Origin of the sequence: Flavobacterium sp. LPB0248, from assembly GCF_013388355.1 — a bacterium.
In the GTDB taxonomy this organism is placed as follows: Bacteria; Bacteroidota; Bacteroidia; order Flavobacteriales; family Flavobacteriaceae; genus Flavobacterium.
This window is the reverse complement of record NZ_CP058246.1, coordinates 2,199,717-2,216,482: the sequence shown is the minus strand read 5'-3', so window position 1 is coordinate 2,216,482 and position 16,766 is coordinate 2,199,717. Positions and strand designations below refer to the sequence as shown.

Genomic DNA, 16,766 nt, shown 5'->3' with positions numbered 1-16,766 from the left:
AAATGGAAAACAATATTACTTTAGAAGAAATTCAAAATTTTAAAGGCAAGTACCCAAAACAATTGTGGTACTTGTTTTTGGTTGAAATGTGGGAACGTTTTTGTTTCTACGGAATGCGTGGGGTTTTAGCTTTCTTTATGGTGGACCAATTAGGTCTAGTGGAAGGAAAAGCAAATTTGCAATATGGAGCAATTCAGGCTTTTGTATATGCATTTACTTTTATCGGTGGAATTTTTGCTGATAAAATTTTAGGATTCAAGAAATCGCTTCTTTTCGGAGGAATTGTTATGATTCTAGGGAACTTGCTTATTGCAGCTTCTCCGCATGATTTCTTTTATTACGGAATAACACTTTCTATTATTGGGACAGGTTTTTTTAAACCAAACGTTTCTTCGATGGTAGGTGAGTTGTATCATGAAAAGGACGGTCGTCGTGATGCTGGTTACGGATTGTTTTATGCAGGAATTAATATAGGCGGAATGCTTGGTGGAGCTATTCCTATTTATTTAGGAAAGAACTATTCTTGGAGCCTTTGTTTTCTTTCTGCGGCAATTGTTATGATTGTAGGCGTTATAACTTTTCTTTTGACTAAAAAGCATTTAGCGCCAATTGGAAATTCTCCGTTAGAAAATCATGCGCCTAAAAAACGTAATCTTTACGAAATTGCGGTATATGTTGGTTCTTTTGTTGTAATACCATTAGTTTATATAATGGTTATCAATTCTGATTTTACAGAATACTTTATGTACACTATGGGGATAGTAGCATTAGGGTATTTCGCATATGAATTGATAATGTTAAAAGATGGAAAACAGCAGCGAAAACTTTTGGCCGCGTTTGTGTTTATTTTCGGATACTTTATGTTTATGGCAATTTCGGAGCAATCTGGAGGTTCATTGTCATTGTTTGCAAAAGATAATTTATCTAACAAATTGCTATTTTTTAATATTGATCCAAATGTTGTAAATAATAGTATCAACTCATTGTATGTTGTTATTTTTAGCCCGTTGGTAGGATTGTTATGGATATTTATGGCTAAACGAAAAATTGAACCTAATACTGTTATTAAGTTCGGTTTATCATTTGTTTTGCTTGCGGCAGGTTTCTTCATTTTTTATTCTGCTAGATTTTTTATTGATGCAGACGGATTAAGTTCTCTAGATGTTTTTGCTTTAGGATATCTTGTATATACACTTGGAGAGTTGTGTATTGGTCCAATCGGAATGTCGGTAATTACAAAATTATCGCCTAAAAGATTGTTTGGAATGATGATGGGATTGTGGTTCCTGTCAAGTGCATTTGGTCAATTTGCTGCTGGGAAATTGGGAGCTGAAATATCTGATGCCAATACTGGAACTACGTTAATGTCTAAACTTATTGCTTATACAGACGGATATTATCAATTAGCATTGTATTCTTTAATTGCTGGAGTCGTTTTAATTGTTTTTACCCCGTTAATTAGAAAATTAATGCAAGAAGTTAAATAATTATATCGTAATTAGTTTTTGCATAAATTTGTGAAAAATTTCCCATTATGAAAAAAATAGTACTTATTGCTTTGTTCTTAATTGGTGCCGCTAATCTACAGGCACAAGAATTAAAATGGTATACAGATGTTAGAGAAGCAATTACTGTAAGTAATAAAGAGCAGAAGCCTATGCTGATGTTTTTTACAGGCAGTGATTGGTGCGGATGGTGTATTCGTTTACAAAATGAAGTTTTAAAGACTGCTGAGTTTAAAAAATGGGCGACAGATAATGTGGTTTTAGTTGAGTTGGATTATCCTAGATCTGTTCCTCAAACACCAGAACTTAAAAGTCAGAATAACGAATTGCAGCAAGCTTTTGGAATTCAAGGTTTTCCGACGGTTTTCTTTACTAGTGCAGAAACAAAAGATGGTAGGGTAAACTTTAAAGGTCTTGGTAAAACAGGATATGTAGCGGGTGGACCATCAGCATGGTTGACTGTTGCGGAAGAAATTGTGCATCCGAAGAAATTGTAGTTTTTAATTAAAAAAGATAAATGAAAAGCCTCTTACTAAGTAAGAGGCTTTTTTTGTTTAGTAAGAAAAACTCTTTAAAAAAATCCTGATAATTGAGTATTTGGTATTTTATTTTAGGTAAAAAAACACATAATGTATTTTTTGTATTAATTAAATTTGGATAATTAAAATATAGTGTTAATTTCGTCTTGCTAATCTAACCAAAACCAATTTATATGACTAAAAAACTACTTGCCCTAGTGTTTTTTTTAGGTTCATTTATGATGCAAGCACAAAATTTAGCATGGAGAACAAATATGACCGATGCTATTGCGATAAGTAATGACCAGAAAAAACCAATGTTGATTTTATTCACTGCCTCAGGTGTACCAGAAAATCTTCAAAATGAAATCTTTAAAACTCCTGATTTTGCTGTATGGTCGCGTGACAACGTGGTCTTAGTAAAATTAGATTTATCTGATATGAATGCTTCAGATAGTGATCGGGAGCAAAACGTAAAATTGAAAAATGCATTTGGAGTTCAAGATCTTCCAGAAGTATGTTTTGCAATGGCATCAGTACGAAAAAACAAAACTACATTTAGTGCTTTAGGAAAAATAGCCTACAAACCTGGAGGAGCAAAAGCGTGGATTGCAGAATCAAATGCAATTTTGCACCCAGCAGAATAGTAAACGATTTCATTCGACTTTTATTTTAATTTTTTTTAGTCCCTTTCTGTTTCATGCAGAGAGGGATTTTTTTTGATCTAAAAATAAGATATAAATAATTTGATTATTTCTAGGAGTGTTTATTTTACATTTGTTAAAAAACAACCTATTTATTATCAATTTCATTTTAATGCTTAAAGGTTGATTTTTAATAGCTTAAATTTTTTATTGGATTGTGTTTTTGTATTAATTTAGTTGTATTAACTTACCAAAAACCCCAATTATATGCCTAAAAAATTACTTATCCTATTGCTGTTTTTAAGTCCGTTTTGCATGAATTCTCAAAATGTAATATGGAAAACAGACATTAATGATGCTGTGGCTGTGAGCGCTGAGAAAAGAAAGCCTCTATTGATTTTTTTTACTGCTCAAGGTGTTAATCCTCAGTTGCAGAATGAAATATTCTCTACTCGAGATTTTGAAGAATGGGCGCGTAAAAATGTTATTTTGTTAAAACTTGACCTTTCTGATCCTACCGCATCTGAAACGGTTAAAGAGCAAAATTTAAGATTAAAGAATGCTTTTGGTATAGAAGATATTCCGCAAGTATGTTTTTCTGAAGTCGCGGTCAGGAAAGGAAAAACCAGTTTTAATAAGCTAGGGCTTATTGCTTACAAAGCTTCTGGAGTTAAGAATTGGATTTCTGAATCTAATTCGATTTTAAATCCAGAATAAAAAATTATAGTTGATAATATCCCTTTTCTTTTGTTGAATGAAAAGGGATGTTTTTTTTAAGACAGCTTTTTTTCCAGTATTTCTGAATCGAATTAGAATTTGAACCATCTGCAATAACAACTTTTGGATGAATATTTTCAAGTACTCGATCTAGATTTATTTTTGAAGTTTGAGTAAGGATTAAAATGTCTGGGTGAATTTTTTCTGGAACAACTTTAGCGCTGTCAATTATTAGAATTTTGTTGTTTTTAAAGTAAAGCATGTTTTTAGTCTCTTTGATTTTAGAAAGAGCAATTGAATTTCCAACTAGATAAGAATTTATAGTTCTTGTATTGATGTTCTTCTGAATTGTATCTCGGGTATAAAGTGTCAAGTTTTTTCCTGAACGTTCAGAAATAATTGTATTGCTTTTTTCATTGTAAATAATTAATTCTTCTTTGTTTTCGGTTTCGATTTTAGTTAGAATAAAAGAAATTTGGATCGTAATGATTGAGATAAATACCAATATCAATTTGTTGTAGTTTGGTTTTTTAATCCAGATTATTGAGCCAATTGTAAAGAGTGAGAATGCGCATAAATGATAGAAGTTGAAACGGATATCTCTAATGACAAATGAATCGACAGATGCTACAGCATGAATCATTAAGTTTAAAAGATAAATGCTTTTTTCAAAAATCAATGTTATGAATAGCGGTGGACTTGTAAAAATGGCGATAATCATAACTATTATTCCTGCAATCATAATAAAAGATAAAACGGGAAGGATAATGATGTTTGTGACAAAAAACAGACCTGGAAATTGGTGAAAATAGTAAAGGCATAAAGGCAAAGTACCAATTTGTGCAGCAAAAGAAACGGTCAAAGCTTCCCAAATATAAACGGTCAATTTGTTCTTTGGTTTATAAAGGTTTTTTAAAATAGGATGTAACCAAAGAATAAAGAATAAGGCGATATAACTTAATTGAAAACCAACATCAAATAAAAAATACGGCTCGAAAAGTAATATCAATAAAATAGAAACTAATAAAGTGTGATAGATATTGCCATTTCTGCGTAAATGACTTCCGATTGCAACAAATGAGAACATAACTACAGATCTTAAAACCGAAGGAGATAAGCCAGAAATTATAGCAAAACCAGCCAATGATATTAAGATTGACGCTAATTTAAAGAATGAGCCTTTTCTTGTGTTGGGAATAGGTTTAAGGATAAAAGTTATAAAAAGCATTATAAAGCCTACATGCAGCCCTGAAACAGATAATATATGCGTTGCTCCAGAATATTGATAATCCTGAATAATATCTTGTGAAATCTCCTGTTGCTGTCCTAAAATTAGAGCCAAAGCAACATTCATTTCAGCTTTATTGAATTTTGATTTTTCGAGATTGGAAATTATTCTGGGATGCAATTTTGCACAGTAATACCAAATGTCTTTTTGAATCGTTTTGCTAACCAGAATTTCTTTCTTCTGGCAATAAATCTGCGCGTAGATTTGTTTGTCTGCCAAATACCTACTATAATCAAACTGGTTTGGATTTTTGTTTGGTTTATTTTGCTGAAGTACGGTTTCAAGTTTAATGCTATTTCCTATCAATAAAGTATTTTGACAGCTATCTTTTTGAACATTTACAATTACTTTTCCTGAATATGCTTTGCCTGAGATTGTTTTTATGAGGCCAATGTATCGATCGCTAAAATCGTTGCTTTTTAATTTTTCTCTTAAGATTAATGTTATGGCTTGAGAATTTTTGAAAGCGGTCTGACAATTTGTATAATTTTTTTTCTGAAGACTTTGTGTATGGCATAAAAGTGTTAATGCTCCAATGCAGAAAGATAAAATGTAACTCAAAATACCGAATAATGTCGATTTCTTATTGCGTTTTAAATTCCAAAAGAAAACTCCAGAAAATGCTATAAAAATAATCGAGACGAAAATGTAAACTACCGAGATGGGAAAATGAAGATAATACGAAGCAATTATGCCAATTATAAAGGCAGACGTAATTTTTACTAACGGAAAATCTAATACTTTCATGGCGTAAAAGTATTAAATATTTGTAAGAAAAATAATAAAAAAATATTCTTTTTAAGGAATTACTCTGTTAACCTGTTCAAAAGAGTTTTTGTAATAAGGTTCTTTAGTGGAGGAAATAATAACTCCTTTTGAAGTCGAGGAATGAACAAATTTTATTTCATCAGAATTGACTTCTGTAATCAATCCAACATGATTAATTTGTCTGCTTTTATTGGTTTTAAAGAAAATTAGATCACCTTTTTTGGCATCATTTAACGGAATCACTTTTCCGATTTTTGCCTGCTCATAAGAACTTCTTGGAAGATTGATGCTTTCGCTTTCAAAAGTAGTGTAAACCAATCCAGAACAATCAAATCCGCTTTTTGTGGTTCCTCCTGCTTTATATCGAACACCAATATTGTCAGTAGCTTTTTCAACTAGATTATTTACTAAAGTTCTGTTTTCCCTTTTAGATTCGTTTTTGTTTGTAACCGAAGAAGTCGATTTACAAGAAGTAAAAGCAATTGCCAAAAGCAGAAAAAGGAGTATTCTTTTCAAAATAGATTAATTAGTTTGTTTTAAATCGGCAACAATGAGTCTCGCTGTGTTTTTACTCGCTCCAACTCCGCCAAGTTTTTGTTCTAATATATCGTAATTTTGTAGCACTTTATTGCGATAGCTAGGCTCTAATAATTTTTGAAGCTCTTCTTTAATTCGTTTTTTGTTGCAATCTCCTTGAATCAATTCTGTTACCACTTCTTGATCCATAATTAAATTGACAAGAGAAATATATTTTAAAGTGATAATACGTTTTGCAATCTGATAAGAAACTTCACTTCCTTTATAGCAAACCACCTCAGGCACTTTAAAAAGGGCTGTTTCAAGAGTTGCAGTTCCAGAAGTCACTAAAGCTGCGGTTGAAGAGCGAAGCAAATCGTACGTTTTATTTGAAACAAATGCGATGTTTTTGTTCTTTAAGAATTGCTGATAGAATTCATATTCTTGACTTGGAGCACCCGCAATAACAAATTCGTAATCCTGAAAATCATCTACAACGCTCAGCATCACACTTAGCATTTTGGTGATTTCCTGTTTACGGCTTCCTGGCAGAACAGCAATGATTGGTTTTTCACCTAGGTTATTTTCTTTTCTAAACAAAGCCTCATCAAAAGCAGGCTGATTCTGAATAGCATCAATAAGCGGATGCCCAACAAAATCTACAGGAAAATGATGTTTGTCTTCGTAGAAGCTTTTCTCAAAAGGCAAAATCACAAACATCTTATCGACATCTTGTTTGATGGCTTTAATTCTGTTTTCTTTCCAAGCCCAAATTTGAGGAGAAATATAATAGTGTGTTTTATAGCCTAATTCTTTTGCCCATTTTGCAATTCGCATATTAAAACCAGGATAATCAATAAAAATAATCACGTCTGGTTTGAATTCTGCGATGTCTTTTTTACAGATTTTGATATTGTTCAAAATAGTTTTCAAATTGAAAACAACTTCAATAAAACCCATAAATGCCAGGTCGCGATAGTGTTTTACCAGAGTTCCGCCTGCTTTCTGCATTAAGTCTCCGCCCCAAAATCTAATTTCTGCTTCTGGATCTTCAACATATAATGCTTTCATTAAATTAGAACCGTGTAAATCTCCAGAGGCTTCTCCTGCAATTATGTAATATTTCATGTTGGTTTTTTTGTAAATGTGCTAAAGTTGTAACCGTTAAAGGGAACTTAGCAAAGATAAGATTTAAATAACTAATGTAGAAATTGCCAATACAATCACAGCTAAAATTACGCCTCGAGCCATATATTCTTTGTTTCTCTTTAAAAGAATGGCAAATACGCCAAGATCTAAAAGTGTTCCTATGGTAATTATTTTTCCAAGATATCCGTATTCTCGTATCATTTGAAATCCTTGTGAAATGTCAAATGTGGTAAAAAAAGTGATGAAGAGATAACTTCCTAAAAGAGCCGTAAAAATTCCGATTATAAAACCGATCAGTATTTCTTTAGTCATTTAATTTCCAAGTGTTAAGTTGCTGAATAGAGTGGTGGGCAGTTAAGTCAAATTGTACCGGAACTACCGAAATGTATCCGTTTGCCAAGGCCCATTCATCGGTATCTTCACCTTTATCTTCGTTTACAAATTTGCCCGCAAGCCAGTAATAATCTTTTCCAAAAGGAGTTTGTCTTTTGTCAAACTTTTGTGCATAGTACGCTTTCGCTTGACGACAAACTTTTATCCCTTTAATTTCAGATTCTTTTAGTTTTGGGAAATTGACATTTAAAACTACTCCGGGCGGCAATTTATTGGCCAAAGTTTCTAAAGCAATTTTTTTCACAAAAGACTTTATAGGTTCAAAATCGGCATTCCAATCAAAATCTAAAAGAGAAAAACCTATTGCCTGGATGCCTTCAATTCCAGCTTCAACAGCCGCGCTCATAGTCCCAGAATAAATAACATTTATTGAGGAATTCGATCCGTGGTTGATTCCTGAAACGCATAAATCGGGTTTACGTTTCAAGATTTCATTTACTGCCAATTTTACACAATCTACAGGAGTTCCAGAGCAGCTGTACTCTGCAATTGTGTCATCGTCTTTTGAAATTTTATCGATAAACAAAGTATTGTTGACTGTGATTGCGTGTCCCATGGCGCTTTGAGGTTTGTCTGGTGCAACAACAATGACATCGCCTATTGTTTCCATAACGCTAATAAGGGCTCTAATTCCAGGAGCCAAAATACCATCATCGTTAGTTACTAATATAAGTGGTTTCTCAGCTTTCATTTAATAAATATTATGTGTAGTTTTAACAATTGTAAGATTTTAAGAACAAAATTAATCACAATTATTTGCGATAAGTCACAAATACTGTAAAATTTGTCAACTAAGGTAAAGAACTTTTTTACGAATTAAACATTTTTATATCTTTAACAAAAAATTATCGAAGCGTTAGCTCTCGTGGCATAGTTTTTAACGTAACTTAGATAAAAAAATTGATGAATGCTATTATAAAGTTTATGAAAAGAAATTATAAGATACTCATAGCCGTATTGTGCTTATCGCTTACATTATTTGCATTTAAGATGAATGCTGATAGGACAATCGACCCAGATCCGAACAGAGACAAGACACTTTTAGAATTATTAGCATTTGTTATTGAAAAAGGACATTATAGTCCAGCAGAAATAAATGATGAGTTTTCAAAAGGTATTTTTAAGGATTATATTGATGCTTTAGACCCTTCAAAAAGGTTCTTTCTTCAGTCTGATATTGATGAGTTCAAACAGTATGAATTAATGTTGGATGATCAGTTTTTGAATAAAGATATTACGTTTTTTAACCTTACTTATACAAGGTTAATGAAGCGTATGGAAGAAAGTAAAAAACGTTACAAAACGATTTTAAGTCAGCCATTTAACTATAATGTAGATGAGACTTTTGATGCGGATTATGAGAAAATCCCGTATGCAAAGAACTTAAATGAGATCAATGAAAGATGGAGAAAACAGATTAAATTATCTACTCTTTCTTCTTTAGTTACAAAACAAAAAATTGAAGAAGAAAAGAAGAAAAAAGATCCAGCTTACAAAGAAAAATCTTTTGAAACTTTAGAAAAAGAAACTCGTGAAAGCTCTTTAAAATCTCTAGATGATAATTTTAGCGTAATTAAAGATTTGAATAGAGACTACTGGTTTTCTGTGTATTTAAACTCTATTATGGCTCGTTTTGACCCACACACAAGTTATTTTGCACCAGAAGAAAAAGATCGTTTTGATGTAAATATCAGTGGAAAACTTGAAGGTATCGGAGCTCGTTTGACTAAGAAAAACGATTTTACTCAAATTGATGAATTAATTTCGGGAGGTCCAGCTTGGAAAGGAAAACAGCTTGAAGCTGGAGATTTAATCTTAAAAGTAGCTCAAGGAAACGAAGAGCCAGTAGATGTTGTGGGAATGCGTTTGGATGATGTTGTGAAAAAAATTAAAGGTCACAAAGGAACCGAAGTAAAACTGACAGTTAAGAAAGTTGACGGTTCTATCAAAGTGATTTCTATTATTAGAGATGTTGTTGAAATTGAAGAAACATATGCTAAGTCTAGTGTTGTTGAGAAAAATGGTTTGAAATACGGAGTAATTTATCTTCCTAAGTTCTATATCGATTTTGAAAATAAAGACGGACGTGATGCAGGAAAAGATATTGCGCGTGAAGTAGAAAGATTGAAACAAGCAAACGTTAACGGTATTGTTTTGGACGTTCGCGATGATGGTGGAGGATCTCTTTCTACAGTGGTTGATATTGCAGGTTTATTTATCGAAGACGGACCAATCGTTCAGGTAAAATCTGCTGGTAAAAAGAAAGAAGTTTTATACGATAAAGACAAAAAAATCGAATGGGATGGTCCATTGGTTATTATGGTAAACAGTTTTTCTGCTTCGGCATCTGAGATTTTAGCAGCGGCAATTCAGGATTACAAACGTGGTGTAATTATCGGAAGTAAACAGACTTACGGAAAAGGAACGGTTCAAAATGTATTAGATTTAAATCAATTTGTGCGTAATGCAAATTATGGAGATCTTGGTGCATTGAAAATTACAGGACAGAAGTTTTACAGAATAAACGGTGGTTCTACTCAGCTTGAAGGAGTTCATAGCGATGTTGTAATGCCAGATCGTTATGCTTACCTTAAAATGGGTGAGAGAGATATTGATAATGCAATGCCTTGGGATAAAATTGATCCAGCTGATTATAGCACTTGGACTTCTAATGAGAATTTTTCTAAAGCAATCAACAACAGTAGAAACAGAATTGCACAAAATCCTCAGTTTAAATTAATTGATGATAATGCAAAATGGATCGATGTTAAAAATAAAGAAAACGTTTATAGCTTGAATATTAAGAGTTTTAAAGAGACTCAGGAACAAGTTGAAAACGAAGGAAAAAAATATAAGCCAATTTCTGATTACAAAAACGATCTGATTTTTACATCACTTCCTTATGAAGAAGAAGAAATGAAAGCTGATGCTTCTTTAAAAGAAAAAAGAGACGCATGGCACCAAGCATTATCTAAAGATGTTTATGTAGAAGAGGCTTTAAATGTATTAGATGATTTGCAAACAAAAAGTTTGGTAAAAACTACAGTTAATCCTAAAATGAAAAAGGACAAACTAGTGAAGTCTTAAGTTCGAGAAGAATTTAATTTGTTTAAAAACGCTCTATAAATTTTGAATTTATGGAGCGTTTTTTTGTAAGTTCGCTTTTAAAAATAGAAATATGAAAGGTTGTGTAGGTTTAATTTTGCTGAGTTTTGCATTATTATCATGTAAAAATGAAAATGCAAAAATTAAGGAAGAGATAAATAATAATGAAGTGTTTTCTTTTAAAGGGAATTCTACTCACAAAGATTCTTTATACACAGTTGCTTATCTCCCGACTTCGACCACCAAACAGATTGTAAAGCACCAATATTACACGCTTTCTTATAATGAAAAATTTGAACAGGCAGAATGGGTGGCTTACGAATTGAAAAAGGAGTATTTAAAAAACAATGATTACAAAAGACCTTATTTTGTAGAAGATCCAAAAGTAACAACAGGTTCTGCTGATTGGAGAAATTATAAAAAATCAGGCTACGATAAAGGCCATCTTTGTCCTGCTGGTGATATGGAGTTTAGTAAATATGCATATAATGATACTTTTTATACATCGAACATTTCTCCACAGAAAAAAGAATTTAATGCAGGAATTTGGAATAGAATCGAGCAGAAGACTCGCTATTGGGCAGGAAAATACAATGATATTTATGTCGTAACTGGTGGAATTGCGAAAGATTCGGATAAAAAAATTGGAACAGAGAAAGTTGCGGTTCCTAAATATTTTTATAAAATTGTTTTAGCTAAATCAGGAAAAGAACATAAGGCAATTGCTTTCTTAGTGCCAAATGAAAAAAGTGATAAATCCATTTATGATTTTGTTGTTCCAATCGAAACTTTAGAAAAAATGACTGGAATTGATTTCTTTCCAAATCTTAAAAACTTAAAAAGCAGTAAGGATTTTTAATTAAATACTGTTTACCTATAAATTAATCTAGAATAGAAATAAGAATGCCTTTTTTTAAAATGAACAAGCAATTGATTTTTGCTGGTTTAATGATTGCTTTTATCATAAACCACGGCTATAGCCAAACAATACTGAATAAACAAAATATAGAAAATACGCTTAACGACGCCTTTAATAAATTTAAAGATTTAAAAGAAGGAAAAAATGCTGATTATATTAAAGAATTAGCCAATGTTGATCCTAATATTTTTGGTATTGCAATTGTTACTGCAGAAGGAGCCGTATATACAAAAGGAGATATAACGTCAATGGTTTCAATTCAAAGTATATCGAAAGTATTTACGATGGCAAAAGTAATTGAGCAAGAAGGCCCACAGTTTTTGCAAGACAAAGTAGGCGTAAATGCCACTGGATTACCATTTAATTCGATTGTTGCAGTAGAAATGCATAAAGGTGATAAAATAAATCCTCTGGTAAACCCTGGGGCTATTGCAACAACAAGTCTTATTCGAGGTAATGATTCTGTAGCAAAATGGAAAGAAATCCAGAAAGTTCAGAGCGACTTTGCCGGAAGGCAGCTTTCTATGAATCGTCCTGTTTATATAAGTGAAGCTGGTGATAATTTGAGAAATCAAGCTATTGCACATTTGTTATTGGCTTATAATAGAATGTATTTTGATCCCGTACAAGCAACAGATATTTATACTAAACAATGTGCATTGAATGTAAATGTAAAGGATCTTGCTACGATGGCGGCCACATTGGCAAATGGAGGCGTTAATCCTATTACAAAAAATAAGGTAGTTAGTCAGGCAACTGTAATGTATACTTTACCTGTAATGGCAACTGCAGGTCTTTATGATAATTCTGGAATATGGCTGTTTAACTCGGGACTTCCAGCAAAGAGTGGAGTTGGAGGAGGAATGTTGGCTATATGTCCTGGTAAATTTGGAATTGCTGTCATTTCGCCGCCATTAGATGGATCTGGAAATAGTTTGAAAGCTCAGAAAGTGATTCAATATGTTGTGGAAAAACTTAAAGTGAATCCTTATTGGATTGAACCTAAGTAGGTTTTATATAACAAAAAAAAGTCCAAAAATTATTTTGGACTTTTTTTTGTTTTTGAGAATTTAAAAAGTAGTAAGGCTTTTTAAATCTGCTATGGTTTCTGTCGGATTTTCAGCTTTAAAAACAAAACTTCCAGCTACTAAAACATCTGCTCCAGCTTCTACCAATTGTTTTGCATTTTTGCTGGTTACGCCGCCGTCAATTTCGATTAACGTTGAAGCGTTTTTACGAGTAATAAGTGCTTTTAGTTTCTTTACCTTGTCGTAAGTGTTTTCGATGAACGATTGTCCTCCAAATCCTGGATTTACGCTCATTATGCAAACCACATCGATGTCGTTGATGATATCTTCTAATAAATCAACATTTGTATGCGGATTCATAGCTACACCTGCTTTCATTCCTTCAGCTTTAATTGCTTGTAGTGTTCTGTGTAAGTGCGTGCATGCTTCATAATGTACAGTCAATCCATTTGCTCCTAAATCGGCAAAAGTTTTAATGTATCGGTCTGGATCGACAATCATTAAATGTACATCAATATATTTTTTGGCATGTTTTGAAATTGCTTCTAAAACTGGCATTCCAAATGAGATGTTTGGAACGAAAACTCCATCCATAATATCGATATGAAACCAATCTGCCTGACTGTTGTTAAGCATTTCTGAATCGCGCTGTAAATTACCAAAATCGGCAGCAAGAACTGAAGGAGCAATAAGTGTATTTTTCATTGTAGTGTGTTGTTTTTTTTACAAAGATAATTTTTTTTAACCGCAAAGAGCGCAAAGAATTACGCAAGGTGCGCTAAGTTTTTTTCACGCAGATTTAGCAGATTGTGCAGATCTGATTAAATTATTGCGCAATAAATTCAGCAAAATGAATCTGCTAAATCTGCAAGATCTGCGAGAAGATTTTTAATTATTTTAATCCTTTAATCTGTGGCAAAAAAAACTTCAAATAAAGATTATACTGTGCGAAAAAGCCTTGACGAATTTTGCGATGAAAAAGATAAAATAAAAAACTCCGGTAATCAGCCGGAGTTTCAATCATCAATCAAAAAACGAACAGTCAATCAAACTGTTGTTTGCGGTACAAAGGTTTCAAGTTTTATGTTTCAAGTTACAAAAGCAACCTGAAACTTTAAACCTGAAACAAATATTGTCTTATCCTAAATAAGTTTTAAGGATTTTACTTCTAGAAGTGTGTTTCAATCTACGGATTGCTTTTTCTTTAATCTGACGAACACGCTCACGAGTAAGGTCGAAAGTTTCTCCAATTTCTTCAAGAGTCATTGGGTGCTGATCGCCAAGACCAAAATACAAACGAACAACATCTGCCTCTCTTGGAGTTAATGTTTCTAAAGAACGTTCGATTTCAGTACGAAGAGATTCGTGAATTAATTCTCTATCTGGATTTGGAGATTCACCAGAACGCAATACGTCATAAAGGTTAGAATCTTCACCTTCAACAAGAGGTGCATCCATTGATAGGTGACGTCCAGAGTTTTTCATAGACTCTTTTACGTCGTTTACAGTCATGTCTAGTTCTTTAGCAATTTCTTCAGCAGAAGGTGGACGCTCGTTAGATTGCTCTAATAACGCATACATTTTGTTGATTTTATTGATAGAACCAATTTTATTTAATGGTAAACGTACAATACGAGATTGTTCAGCTAAAGCTTGAAGAATCGATTGACGAATCCACCATACAGCGTAAGAAATGAATTTAAAACCACGAGTTTCATCAAAACGTTGAGCCGCTTTAATTAAACCTAAGTTTCCTTCATTAATTAAGTCAGGAAGAGTTAATCCTTGATTTTGATATTGTTTAGCCACAGATACTACGAAACGTAGGTTGGCTTTTGTTAGTTTTTCTAAAGCTCTTTGATCACCAGCCTTTATTCTTTGTGCTAATTCTACCTCTTCATCAGCGGTAATTAGGTCAACTTTTCCAATTTCTTGTAGATATTTATCTAACGATGCAGTTTCACGATTAGTTACCTGCTTGGTGATTTTAAGTTGTCTCATGTTGTTGTCTCCCTATTTTTAAAGTGTACAAATGGTTATACGTAAGGAGTATCAAAAAAGTTACAATAATTATTTATTTTTTTTTAAAATTTATATGTAACCCCAGATTGAATAGATAAACTATAAGGTTTTGGCGCACTGTAATCTTTAAAAGTGCTTAAATAATATTTAAAAATTGGATTGCAATCGATTTGAAATTTATCATTTAGTTTATAATAAAAACCCATTCCTAAATTAAACGATAGATTCATTTTATTTAAATTTTTAGTAGAACCAATACTTTCATTTTTCAAATTATTGGAAGAAAGATAAAGTTGATTTGCATCAGAAAACAATACGCTGAATCCGCTAAAAGCTTCCATTCCGTATGGCGTTTCATCTTTTTTAATAGCATAATTAAATTCTAAGGGAATTTCATAATAGGATATTTTTTGCACTAGCCGAATATCTTCATCATTACCCATAACGTTATAAATGGCATCATTGCTCAAAACCATATTCTCATAATTAATTGACGATTGATTGTTTAAATGATTGGATATTTTTAAATTTATTTTAGAAAAACCAGCTTTAAAACCATATTTTCCATACATAGTTTTGAAGTAAACTCCATAGTGAGAAGTTATCGGATGGCTTTTTGAGACATCATCAAAAGATTCATTGATTGTTGATTTTCCTGATAATGAACCAAAAATTGCTGGCCCGTAAAAAACAGAAACTGAAAATTCAGGTTCGTTTTCACTTTTTTGTTCAGGATATTCTCTTTCAATATATTCTCTTTTAGGAGTTGTTTTTTTCTCCTGTTTAGGAATAATGCTGTCTTGTTTAATAATTTTCGGATTGTCTGAATCTTTTAAACTTTCTTTGTTGGTTTTTGTATTGTTTTTTTCTGAATCTTCAGTTTTAATTGGCCAATTTTGTTTGGGAACAATAGAATCGTCCTCTCTTTTTTGAATTGCCGATTTCTTGTTTTTGCTTTTTGAGATTTTATTTTGCGAAAATTTATTTTTTGGATTCTTTAAAACAGTTTTAGAATTTGATTTTTTAGAAATTACAGGTGTTTTTTTAGAAAAACTATTTGATTTCGTTGACTTATTTTCTCGTTTTTCTGAAGTAGAATTAGGCTTTTCAGAAGTTGTAACAGTTTTATTTTTTCTAATGATTACTTTATATTTTTTTACTACTTCATATTCTTCATATTCGTCTGTAGTGGCAACCAATTTTGAAGATTGTTTAATTAGTTTTTCTGTTCTGCTTTTTTTAATTGTTGTTTTGGTTTCACTGGAGTTTTGAATTGTTTTTTTTGCAATTGGCTGATTTGTAGAAAGAGTTTTGTTTACAGAATCTTGAGATGTATTGTTTTTAATTGCTAAAGATTGCTTTTGGTCATTTGTTGTTTTTAACTGATTGATAACGGTTTTATCTTTTTCAAGACCTAAAGGTTTATTTTGATTTTGTTTTAATTCTAAAACAAAAACTGAACTTGCAAGTCCCATTAATAATAGACTTGGAATAAGCCAGAATAGAAGGCGTTTTTTTCTTTTTTTGTTTAAATCACGTTCAATTGAAGCCCACAAATTATTACTCGGACTTTTGTCCAAAAGCTCTAATTTGTTTTTAAATATTTTACCTATTTCTTTTTTATTTTCCATGGTTTACTTGATAATTATGGAATGACTTTTTTGAAGTAATCTTTTCTTTAAGAATTAATTTTGCTCTATGTAAATTAGATTTTGATGTGCTTTCGCTTATAGAAAGCATTTCGGCAATTTCTTTGTGGCTGTATTCGTCAAGTTCATAAAGGTTAAAAATTAACCGATATTGATGTGGCAGCTCTTGTATTAATGACAACAAATAATCGATGGGATAATCCATTTCAGCATCAGTGATCGTTATCTCAGGAATATTATCATCTTTAATTGATGTGAGAAAAAAAGTTTTTTTGTACCTGCTAATTGCTTTATTTATTAAAATCCGTTTCATCCATCCTTCAAAACTTCCTGTTGCCCTAAAGTTTTTTATGTTGGCGAATATCTCTATAAAAGCATCGTGGAGATTGTCTTCGGCTTCAGAATCATTTTGACAATACTTTAGACTTAGCACAAAAAGACTTTTATAATAGAGATTATAAAGTTCTTCTTGTGATTTCCGATTTTGCTTAATGCAACCTTTTATGATTTGCTCTAAATCCAAAAATGAAACGATTTATTTTGTT

General features: G+C 32.0%; 17 protein-coding genes. 8 read left to right on the top strand and 9 right to left on the bottom strand.

Going from position 1 to position 16,766, the window contains the following annotated elements; translation table 11 throughout:
* Positions 1 to 2 precede the first annotated feature (2 nt).
* The 4 genes from LPB248_RS09120 to LPB248_RS09105 all read left to right on the top strand — a co-directional run bounded on the left by LPB248_RS09120 (position 3) and on the right by LPB248_RS09105 (position 3,384).
* Positions 3 to 1,487 (top strand): peptide MFS transporter, encoded by a 1,485-nt coding sequence (locus LPB248_RS09120; RefSeq protein ID WP_177211155.1) that lies wholly within the window; start codon positions 3 to 5, stop codon positions 1,485 to 1,487.
* A gap of 47 nt (positions 1,488 to 1,534) precedes the next feature.
* On the top strand, positions 1,535 to 2,002 hold the full coding sequence (locus tag LPB248_RS09115; RefSeq protein ID WP_177211154.1) for a thioredoxin family protein: 468 nt from the start codon (positions 1,535 to 1,537) through the stop codon (positions 2,000 to 2,002).
* Positions 2,003 to 2,217: 215 nt separating this feature from the next.
* The gene (locus LPB248_RS09110) at positions 2,218 to 2,670 is read left to right on the top strand and encodes a thioredoxin family protein (protein WP_177211153.1); all 453 of its coding nucleotides are present in this window, start codon (positions 2,218 to 2,220) and stop codon (positions 2,668 to 2,670) included.
* A 264-nt stretch (positions 2,671 to 2,934) separates the two neighbouring features.
* Positions 2,935 to 3,384 (top strand): thioredoxin family protein, encoded by a 450-nt coding sequence (locus tag LPB248_RS09105; protein ID WP_177211152.1) that lies wholly within the window; start codon positions 2,935 to 2,937, stop codon positions 3,382 to 3,384.
* A gap of 4 nt (positions 3,385 to 3,388) precedes the next feature.
* Here LPB248_RS09105 and LPB248_RS09100 read toward each other — a convergent pair whose 3' ends face one another.
* The 5 genes from LPB248_RS09100 to surE form a co-directional block, all read right to left on the bottom strand.
* Positions 3,389 to 5,419 (bottom strand): ComEC/Rec2 family competence protein, encoded by a 2,031-nt coding sequence (locus LPB248_RS09100; protein ID WP_177211151.1) that lies wholly within the window; start codon positions 5,417 to 5,419, stop codon positions 3,389 to 3,391.
* A 51-nt stretch (positions 5,420 to 5,470) separates the two neighbouring features.
* Positions 5,471 to 5,956 carry a C40 family peptidase gene (locus tag LPB248_RS09095; protein WP_177211150.1) on the bottom strand — a complete coding sequence of 162 codons (486 nt, stop codon included), beginning with the start codon at positions 5,954 to 5,956 and terminating at the stop codon, positions 5,471 to 5,473.
* Between the two features lie 6 nt (positions 5,957 to 5,962).
* Complete coding sequence (gene lpxB / locus LPB248_RS09090) at positions 5,963 to 7,084, bottom strand: lipid-A-disaccharide synthase (protein WP_177211149.1); 1,122 nt, start codon at positions 7,082 to 7,084, stop codon at positions 5,963 to 5,965.
* A 63-nt stretch (positions 7,085 to 7,147) separates the two neighbouring features.
* A complete protein-coding gene (locus LPB248_RS09085) occupies positions 7,148 to 7,417 on the bottom strand; it encodes a hypothetical protein (protein WP_177211148.1) in 270 nt (89 codons plus the stop codon).
* Positions 7,410 to 8,189, bottom strand: coding sequence for a 5'/3'-nucleotidase SurE (surE, locus tag LPB248_RS09080; RefSeq protein WP_008466485.1), 780 nt, complete (start codon positions 8,187 to 8,189; stop codon positions 7,410 to 7,412). Before surE ends, LPB248_RS09085 begins: the two co-directional genes overlap by 8 nt.
* Before the next feature lie 212 nt (positions 8,190 to 8,401).
* On the opposite strand from surE, the gene LPB248_RS09075 reads away from it, so the two are divergent.
* From LPB248_RS09075 to glsA, 3 genes are all read left to right on the top strand, one after another.
* Positions 8,402 to 10,585, top strand: coding sequence for a carboxy terminal-processing peptidase (locus tag LPB248_RS09075; RefSeq protein ID WP_177211147.1), 2,184 nt, complete (start codon positions 8,402 to 8,404; stop codon positions 10,583 to 10,585).
* A gap of 91 nt (positions 10,586 to 10,676) precedes the next feature.
* Positions 10,677 to 11,462, top strand: a complete 786-nt coding sequence (locus LPB248_RS09070) for a DNA/RNA non-specific endonuclease (RefSeq protein WP_177211146.1) — start codon at positions 10,677 to 10,679, stop codon at positions 11,460 to 11,462.
* A 44-nt stretch (positions 11,463 to 11,506) separates the two neighbouring features.
* Positions 11,507 to 12,532 (top strand): glutaminase A, encoded by a 1,026-nt coding sequence (gene glsA, locus LPB248_RS09065; protein ID WP_177211145.1) that lies wholly within the window; start codon positions 11,507 to 11,509, stop codon positions 12,530 to 12,532.
* A 60-nt stretch (positions 12,533 to 12,592) separates the two neighbouring features.
* Here the strand turns inward: glsA and rpe are convergent, their stop codons facing one another.
* Complete coding sequence (gene rpe, locus LPB248_RS09060; RefSeq protein ID WP_177211144.1) at positions 12,593 to 13,255, bottom strand: ribulose-phosphate 3-epimerase; 663 nt, start codon at positions 13,253 to 13,255, stop codon at positions 12,593 to 12,595.
* A 207-nt stretch (positions 13,256 to 13,462) separates the two neighbouring features.
* Here rpe and LPB248_RS09055 point away from each other — a divergent pair, with 207 nt between their 5' ends.
* The gene (locus LPB248_RS09055) at positions 13,463 to 13,660 is read left to right on the top strand and encodes a hypothetical protein (protein ID WP_177211143.1); all 198 of its coding nucleotides are present in this window, start codon (positions 13,463 to 13,465) and stop codon (positions 13,658 to 13,660) included.
* A 27-nt stretch (positions 13,661 to 13,687) separates the two neighbouring features.
* Here the strand turns inward: LPB248_RS09055 and LPB248_RS09050 are convergent, their stop codons facing one another.
* The 3 genes from LPB248_RS09050 to LPB248_RS09040 all read right to left on the bottom strand — a co-directional run bounded on the left by LPB248_RS09050 (position 13,688) and on the right by LPB248_RS09040 (position 16,744).
* A complete protein-coding gene (locus LPB248_RS09050; RefSeq protein ID WP_007804760.1) occupies positions 13,688 to 14,551 on the bottom strand; it encodes an RNA polymerase sigma factor RpoD/SigA in 864 nt (287 codons plus the stop codon).
* An 83-nt stretch (positions 14,552 to 14,634) separates the two neighbouring features.
* Positions 14,635 to 16,203, bottom strand: coding sequence for an outer membrane beta-barrel protein (locus LPB248_RS09045; RefSeq protein ID WP_177211142.1), 1,569 nt, complete (start codon positions 16,201 to 16,203; stop codon positions 14,635 to 14,637).
* Positions 16,193 to 16,744: an RNA polymerase sigma factor gene (locus LPB248_RS09040; RefSeq protein WP_177211141.1), complete on the bottom strand. Its 552-nt coding sequence runs from the start codon at positions 16,742 to 16,744 to the stop codon at positions 16,193 to 16,195. Before LPB248_RS09040 ends, LPB248_RS09045 begins: the two co-directional genes overlap by 11 nt.
* Between the last annotated feature and the right edge of the window lie 22 nt (positions 16,745 to 16,766).